Source organism: Desulfuromonas sp. (genome assembly GCF_002868845.1).
Lineage (GTDB): Bacteria > Desulfobacterota > Desulfuromonadia > Desulfuromonadales > BM501 > BM501.
In genome coordinates this window covers 98,616-106,328 of the sequence record NZ_PKUB01000038.1, presented here as the reverse complement: position 1 = coordinate 106,328, position 7,713 = coordinate 98,616, and the positions used below count along the sequence as shown (strand labels likewise).

General features: G+C 63.4%; 5 protein-coding genes. 2 read left to right on the top strand and 3 right to left on the bottom strand.

What is annotated here, in order from left to right; translation table 11 throughout:
* The first annotated feature begins 26 nt into the window (after window positions 1–26).
* Window positions 27–2,069: an ATP-binding protein gene (locus C0617_RS11320; RefSeq protein WP_291317131.1), complete on the top strand. Its 2,043-nt coding sequence runs from the start codon at window positions 27–29 to the stop codon at window positions 2,067–2,069.
* 51 nt (window positions 2,070–2,120) lie between these two features.
* Here the strand turns inward: C0617_RS11320 and C0617_RS11315 are convergent, their stop codons facing one another.
* The gene (locus C0617_RS11315) at window positions 2,121–3,773 is read right to left on the bottom strand and encodes an adenosylcobalamin-dependent ribonucleoside-diphosphate reductase (protein WP_291317130.1); all 1,653 of its coding nucleotides are present in this window, start codon (window positions 3,771–3,773) and stop codon (window positions 2,121–2,123) included.
* A gap of 298 nt (window positions 3,774–4,071) precedes the next feature.
* Complete coding sequence (locus C0617_RS11310; RefSeq protein ID WP_291317129.1) at window positions 4,072–4,992, bottom strand: aldo/keto reductase; 921 nt, start codon at window positions 4,990–4,992, stop codon at window positions 4,072–4,074.
* A 199-nt stretch (window positions 4,993–5,191) separates the two neighbouring features.
* On the opposite strand from C0617_RS11310, the gene C0617_RS11305 reads away from it, so the two are divergent.
* Window positions 5,192–5,980, top strand: coding sequence for a methyltransferase domain-containing protein (locus C0617_RS11305; protein WP_291317128.1), 789 nt, complete (start codon window positions 5,192–5,194; stop codon window positions 5,978–5,980).
* 206 nt (window positions 5,981–6,186) lie between these two features.
* Here C0617_RS11305 and C0617_RS11300 read toward each other — a convergent pair whose 3' ends face one another.
* Window positions 6,187–7,500, bottom strand: coding sequence for a citrate (Si)-synthase (locus tag C0617_RS11300; protein ID WP_291317127.1), 1,314 nt, complete (start codon window positions 7,498–7,500; stop codon window positions 6,187–6,189).
* Window positions 7,501–7,713: the final 213 nt, after the last annotated feature.

Below are 7,713 nucleotides of genomic sequence, written 5' to 3'. Positions count from 1 at the left end.
AATCCCCCTGAAGGGATCATCTTGACATGATTACCCAGCCCTTCATCGGCCTGCTCAACAACGCCGCCCTGCTCCTGGTTCTGGGCGTCCTCTACGGCACCCTGTACCACCGCTCCGACAGCACATGGTGGCGACTGCTCCGCGGCTTCTTCCTCGGCGCCATCGCCGTCGGGGTGATGATGAACCCGTGGCAGCTGGCACCGGGGATGATCTTCGACACCCGCACGATCGTGCTCAGCACCGGCGGGATGTTCCTGGGCTCCGTTCCGACCGCCATCGCCGTCGTCATGGCCGGCCTCTACCGGTATCATGTCGGCGGCGTCGGCACCCTGACCGGGATCATCTGGGTCGTCGTCTCGGGCGCCTCTGGACTGGCATGGGCCAGGGCCCGCAAGCGGCCGCCCGTCCAGTTGTCCTGGCGGGAGTTCTACCTCCTGGGCCTCGTCGTGCACCTGGTCCTGCTGGCACTCATGTTCACCATGCCCGACGGGCTGGCCCTGCCCATTCTCGAGAAGATCACCCTGCCGGTTCTCCTCATCTTCCCAGTGGCCACCGTCCTCCTGGCCAAGCTCCTCTCCAGCCAGGAGATTCAGGCCCGCGACAAGGCGGCCCTCGATGCCAGCGAACGCAAGTACAAGGAACTGGTGCAAAACGCCCGGGCGGTCTTGCTGCGTATCGACACCCGCGGCGACATCACCTTCTTCAACGAGTATGCCCAGGAATTCTTCGGCTACAGCGAAGAGGAAATTCTCGGCGAAAACGTGGTCGGAACGATTGTCCCCGCCAGAGACACGGCGGGGAGGGACCTGAAGGAAAAGATCCAGTCGATTCTGAGAAATCCCGACCGGTTCTTCGAAAATGAAAACGAAAACCTCTGCCGTGACGGGCGACGGGTCCGGATTCTTTGGAAAAACACTCCCCTGTGCGACGATTCGGGGAAGGTCGTCGGCATCCAGGCCGTCGGGCATGACATCACCGAACTGAGAAGAGCGGAGGGCGTCCTGCTGGCCAGGGAAGAAGAGTTCCACCGCCTGGTCGAGATGTCCCCCCTCCCCCTGGTGATCGTAGAGCAGAATCACGACATCGTCTTCCTCAACCGCAAGTTCACCGAACTGTTCGGCTACACCCACGAGGACATCCCCACAATCGAGAAGTGGTGGCCCCTGGCCTACCCCGACCCCGAGTACCGGAAAACGGTCATGGACCGCTGGAACGCCGCCGCGGCAAAGGCCATAGAGGAGAAATCGGATATCGCGCCGCAGGAAGCTCGAGTGACCTGCAAGGACGGCTCGGTCCGCGACGTGGTCGGCAGACTTGCCTCCATCGGAGAGAAGGAAATCGTCGTGCTGACCGATATGAGCCGGGAGAGGGCGTTCGACCGGATAAAGAGCGAGTTCATCGCCACCGCCGCCCACGAACTGCGCACTCCTCTCACGGCCGTCAGGGGGTTCACCGAACTCCTGCTCAACGAAAAAGACCTGGACCAGGCCCAGCGGGACGAGTTCCTCTCCATCGTCAATGACAAGACCGAGGTTTTGGAACGGATTATCGACGACCTGCTCGATCTCGGCCGCGTGGAGTCGGGGCGGGTGATCCACCTGGAGACGGAACCTTCCGACGTCGGGGCCCTGGTCGCCTCCGCGGTCGCCTCCTACCGGAAGGCCTTCCCCAAGCGCCAGATCGACCTGGCCTGGCCCGAGGCGGGGCCGGGAAAGATTTCCGCAGATGCGGGAAAGGTCGGGCAGGTCATGGAGAACCTGCTCAGCAACGCGGTGAAGTTCTCCCCGGCCGACGCCCCGGTCAGGGTCAGCGCCACCACCGCGGAGGGCGAACTGCAGGTCGCGGTGCGGGACGAAGGGGCCGGCATGAGCCCGGAGCAGGCGGCCCGGATCTTCGACAAGTTCTACCGGGCCGACAGCTCGAACACGGCGGTCCCGGGACTCGGCCTGGGAATGGCCATCGTCAAGAACATCGTCGAGGCCCACGGCGGGCGCATCTGGGTCGAGAGCGAGAGGGGAAGGGGCACGACGGTCACCTTCACCCTCCCCCTGAAGGCGAAAGCCTCCTGACAGGAACTCTCGAGAGCCCCCCTCCCGAGAAGTCTCGCCCTGCCTGCCCCCCTAAAGAGAGCACTTGCTGTCGCACACGTTGAGCACCTGGCTGCGCCGGCTCCGATCCCGGTAGACCGTCAGGCCCTTGCACCCCAGCTCATAGGCGAGCAGGAAGGCCTCCTTGACCTCCTCCACCGTCCCTCCCGCGGGAAAATTGATGGTCTTGGAGACGGCGTTGTCCACGTACTTTTGAAAGGCCGCCTGCATTCTCACGTGCCACTTCGGGGCGATCTCCCGGGCGGTGACAAACACCTCGGGGTCGAGCTGCCGCCCCCCCTGTCGGCACCGGCTGTAGAGGGGGTGGACCTCCTGCAGGACGGTGCCGAGCACGTGGCGCTCGTATTCAAAGGCAAAGACAGGTTCGATACCGCTGGAGACCCCGGAGATGAGGCTCAAGGTCCCGGTGGGGGCGATGGTGTTGACCGTGGCGTTGCGCATCGGCGCCCCCCCCTCGCGCTGGCGAAGGCTTCCTCCGAACCCCGGATAAGGGCCGCGCTCCCGGGCCAGTTCCTCGGAGACGGCCACCGACTCCTGGCGAATGTAGGCCATGACCTCCTCGGCCGCCTCGAGGGCCGCATCGCTGCCGTAGGGCACTCCGCGGAGCAGGAGCAGGTCGGCAAATCCCATGACCCCGAGGCCGATCTTCCGGGTGCGGCGGGTCGTCTCAGCGATGGCCGGCAGGGGGTAGCGGTTAACCTCGATGACGTCGTCCAGAAAACGCACCGCCCAGCGCACCGCCTCGCCGAGGCGGTGAAAGTCGATTCGCCCCTTTGCATCCGCGAGCTTCACCAGGTTAAGGGAGCCGAGGTTGCACGACTCGCAGGGCAGCAGCGGCTCCTCGCCACAGGGGTTGGTGGCTTCGATCTGCCCGAGGTGGCTGGCCGGGTGGTCGGCGTTGACCGGGCCGAGGAAAATCACCCCGGGTTCGCCGTTTTTCCAGGCCTGCTCGGCGATCGCCCCGAACACCTCCTCCGCCTCCAGCCTCCCCGCCTCGAGGCCGGTTCTCGGGTTGACCAAGGGATAGTCCTCCCCTGCCGAGAGGGCTTCCATGAAGGCATCGCTGAGCGCCACCGAGATGTTAAAGTTGGCCAGCTCCCCCTCCCCGTCCTTGGCACAAATGAACTCCAGGATGTCGGGATGGTCGACCCGCAGAACCCCCATGTTGGCGCCGCGCCTCGCCCCCCCCTGCTTGACGGCCTCGGTGGCGGCGTTGTAGACGCGCATAAAGGAGACCGGCCCGGAGGAGATGCCCATGGTGCTGCGCACCTGGTCCCCTGCCGGGCGAAGCCGTGAGAAGGCAAAGCCGGTCCCGCCGCCGCTCTGCTGAATGAGGGCCGCGTCACGCAGGGTGTTGAAGATCTCGGGGAGGGAATCGCCCACCGGGAGAACGAAGCAGGCCGAGAGCTGTCCGAGGCCGTTGCCGGCGTTCATCAGGGTGGGGCTGTTGGGAAGGAAGGCCAGAGAGGCCATCAGGTCGTAGAAGCGCTTCTCGGCCCGCCGCACCCCCTCCTTGCCGGTCCAGCGCTCCTCGGCGGCGGCAATGCTGCGGGCCACGCGGCGCAGCATCCCCTCGGGGGTTTCGATCACCCGCCCTTCGGGGTCCTTGCGCAGGTAGCGGGCCTGAAGAGCGATGAGGGCGTTTGGGGAAAGGTCGAGAGACATGGCCACCTCGTCGGGAGAGGGTCTGTCACAAGCATAGCAAAACCTGGCCGACGGGCCTTCGGGGGGTTCTGAAAAATAAGCGGAGGAGTCCGACGATAACTTTTTTCAGTCCGAGCGTTTCAGAAAAGGGGGGACCTTGGGGGGGGGGGCGTCATGGGGGGGGCACGGCGCCACAAATAAAATCCAATAATTTCAAGCACTTCATCAGGAACCGCTAGGGGTAGCAGGCAGCGGCCCTGCTCTCGATTGATCCTGTTGCCGCAGGCCACGGGTGTCCCCGCCCGGCTGGCGGGCCGCCTCAGACCACCCGGATGATGAACTCGGGGCAGGCGGCGGCGCAGTAGCCGCAGAGGATGCACTTCTCCTCCAGCACCCGGGCCTTGCCATCCTCGATGACCAGGGCGTCGTTGGTGCAGGCCGGGACGCAGGCCCCGCACCCCTTGCAGAACCGGTCCATGATGCGCAGCCGGCGCCGCCTCTTGGAGAGTTCCTCCCAGAGCGCAACGTCCGGCTCTTGGTCCGCAAAGAGGGCGAGGTTGGCCTCGATTTCGGCCTCGGAAAGCATCCCCACCGCAACCCCGTCGACCCCGGGCAGACCGCGCACGTAATCGAGGCTGGCCAAGGCTTCGGAAATGAGATTGCCCCCGGCGAGGGCCTTCATTGCGTAGACCCCTTTGCCCGCCCGGGAGAGGGCGGCGATGGCCCCGGCCATCTCGGATGCGTCGCCGTCGAGAATCCCCATGCCTTTGCGGTTGATCAGAGGGTGGACGACGTCGATGTCGGGGTGAAGCGCCGCCTTGCGCACCGCGCAAATGTAGTGGGAGGAGAGCCCGACATGGAGGATTTTGCCCTCATCCCGGAGCCGCAGCAGTTCATCGAGAACCGCCCCGCGTTCGACGAAGGGGTCGGCCAAGCGGGCGCCGTGCAGAAGGACGATGTCGAGTCGGTCAACGGCCAGTTCGCGCAGGGCCCGCTCCACGTGGCTCCGGGCGGTTGGAGCGTCGGAGGCGTGGGTCTTGGTGGCAATGCGCACCTCGCCCCGGTAACCGTCAAGGCCGGCGCGGATATGGGGATAGGTCTCGTAGAGTTCCGCCGTGTCGAGCAGATCGACCCCGCGCTCGAGGGCGTGGCGGATCAGAGCCCCCCCCTGCGCCGGAGAAAAGTTGGCCTGCAGAGGCCCGAGCGGCAGGGTCCCGAAAACCAGTGGGCAGACCCGCATTTGCGTACTTCCCAAACTCACCTTTTTCATGCTATCGTCCCGCGGCTCGATACGGCCCCCGCCGGTTCGGCAACCCCGAAAATCCGGCCCGGACCACTTTCAAAGAGGGAATAACCCGCTAAAATTCTTAGCAGATACCCGCGGGTGGCGCAAGCATTTTCAATCCCGGCTGTTATAATGGGGACATCTTGGAGTTGCTATGAAAAAAGAATTCAAGGACCGAGTCAAGGAGCAGTTCGGCCGAAGCGCCGAGGGGTACGTCCGCGACCGGGGTTTTGCCGGGGGAGAGGACCTCGCCTACGCCGCACACCTGCTTCAGCCGACCCCCGAGGACCACCTCCTCGACGTGGCCTGTGGCGGCGGTCACACCGCCCTGTACTTCGCGCCGATGGTGCGAAGCGTAGTCGCCTCCTACCTGACCATGCAAATGCTCAATAAAGCCCAGGAGTACATCGCCGAAGAGGGGGGGGTTGACAACGTTACCTTCCGTGAGGCCGATGCAGAGGACCTTCCCGTTCCCGCCGGCTCCTTCACCCTCCTTACCTGCCGCATCGCCCCTCATCACTTCCCCGACGTTCCCCGCGCCCTGCGGGAATTCCACCGGGTCCTGCGGCGGGGCGGGCGCATGGTGATCATCGACACCCTTCGACCAGAGGACCCGGAAATCGCGGACTGGTCCCAAGAAATGGAAAAGATGCGTGACCCGACTAACGTCCGCTCCTTCAGCGAGAAGGAATGGGTCGACATGGTCAAGGAAGCGGGCTTCGACCTCCACGAGACAAAGGTTTTCCCAAAAACCCACGATTTCCGTGAATGGGCCCTGCGCGCAGGCCTGAACCAGAAGACCAGCCAGGAACTCATCCGTCATTTCCTCGAGGCTCCGGCCAAGATCCAAGACCACTTCCATGTGGAGACCTTCGCCGGTGAGATCGAAAGCTACACCGACCAGAAACTGCTCATCTACGCCACCCGGCCGGAAAAAAAGTAGGAAAATCCGACACCAACATCCTACGGGGCCGCCACGCGGCCCCTTTTTTTTTTCTCCGGCGGCTCGTTCACAGTCTTATACCCCAGCCCCGGTACCTGTCCTGCCCCTTCTTCAGGGTCCCTTAACCCCGGACAAATAAAAAAAGGGGGCACCCAATGGGTACCCCCGTAATCAAGATAAAAACGTGATGTAGCAGATGACTCTGTTTACTTGATGCCGGCAGCGTCTTCGAGCATGGCAGTGGTGACGGACTTGGGACGCTCGATGCCGTAGCCCAGAGCGCGGTCCCAGGTGATGTTGGCGAGGCAGCCGAGGGCGCGGCCAACACCGAACAGAACGGTGTAGAACTCGTACTGGGTGACGCCGTAGTACCACTGGATGACGCCGGACTGGGCATCGACGTTCGGCCAGGGGTTCTTGGCCTTGCCATGCTCGGTCAGGACGTCGGGGGCAACTTCGAAGATCATCTTGACGAGCTGGAAGAGCGGGTAGTCTTTGAGACCTTCGGTCTTCATGCAGAATTCACGCTGCGAGGTGTAGCGGGGGTCGGTCTTGCGCAGAACGGCGTGACCGTAACCGGGGATGACCTGACCGCTGTTGAGGGTGTCCCACAGGGCTTTCTTGAGACCTTCTTCGGTGGGCACTTCGCCGCCGAGCTTGGCCATGAAGTTCTGGGTCCAGCGCAGCACTTCCTCGTTGGCGAGGCCGTGCAGGGGGCCGGCGAGGCCGTTGATGCCGGCGCTGTAGGCGTAGTAGGCATCAGAAAGGGCCGAGGCGACCAGGTGAGTCGTGTGGGCAGAGACGTTGCCGGACTCGTGGTCGGAGTGGAGGATGAAGTACATCCGGGCGACATCGTCGTAGGGAGCGGGGATGCCCATCATGCGGGCGAAGTTGCCGCCCATGTCGAGGTTGGGATCGGCCTCGATGTGGGTGTCGCCCATGTACTTCATGCGGTAGATGTAGGCGCCGATCGGGCCGAGCTTGGCCATCAGGTTGTTGGCGTCCTCGTACATCTCTTCCCAGCAGGTCATTTTGTTGAACTTGCCGGAAGCGTATTTGGCGGCGAAGACGGAGTCGCGCTGCATGGCGACGATGGCGGCGGAGAACATGGCCATCGGGTGGCTGTCGCGGGGCAGGGCGCGCAGCACGTCGATGACGTACTGGGGAACCTGGGAGCGCTCTTTACAGTCTTCGACGACCTCGAGAGTCTGCTCCATGGTCGGCACGTCGCCGGTCAGCAGCATGTACCAGAAGCCTTCGACGTAGGGATAGTCAGAACCGGGAACCTTGGGCAGTGCAGCGAAGGTCTCGGGAATGGTCTTGCCGCGGAAGCGGATGCCTTCCATCGGGTCCAGGTAGGAGATATCGGTGACAAGGCACTTGATGCCACGGGCGCCGCCGATGGCCTGAGCCATGGTCACATCACCTAACTTCGTGTCGCCGAATTCTTTGACGAGGCGGGTGGTGCGGGGACGATGCTCTGCGATCTTCTGGGCCAGGACTTGCTTCAGTGTCGACATACTCTCTCTCCTTTAGTGAAATGAAAATAGGCGGAACGGGTGTCCCGCCAGCCGAAATACCATTTGCCCCCCGAAGGGAAAAATACACCGCCCCCTCTTCCGGCGGGCCCAAGGGCCCTCTTTATGGCTTTTTTACCGGACGGGTATCGGCGCTGGCCTACCGGGTAGAAGCTTCTGGAACGACCATGCCATACATGAAATATCAAATATTGT

Excerpts from the sequence above, each read along its gene's own strand:
- C0617_RS11320 (WP_291317131.1), top strand. The coding sequence starts at position 27 with ATGATTACCCAGCCCTTCATCGGCCTGCTCAACAACGCCGCCCTGCTC.
- C0617_RS11315 (WP_291317130.1), bottom strand. The coding sequence starts at position 3,773 with ATGTCTCTCGACCTTTCCCCAAACGCCCTCATCGCTCTTCAGGCCCGC.
- C0617_RS11310 (WP_291317129.1), bottom strand. The coding sequence starts at position 4,992 with ATGCGGGTCTGCCCACTGGTTTTCGGGACCCTGCCGCTCGGGCCTCTG.
- C0617_RS11305 (WP_291317128.1), top strand. The coding sequence starts at position 5,192 with ATGAAAAAAGAATTCAAGGACCGAGTCAAGGAGCAGTTCGGCCGAAGC.
- C0617_RS11300 (WP_291317127.1), bottom strand. The coding sequence starts at position 7,500 with ATGTCGACACTGAAGCAAGTCCTGGCCCAGAAGATCGCAGAGCATCGT.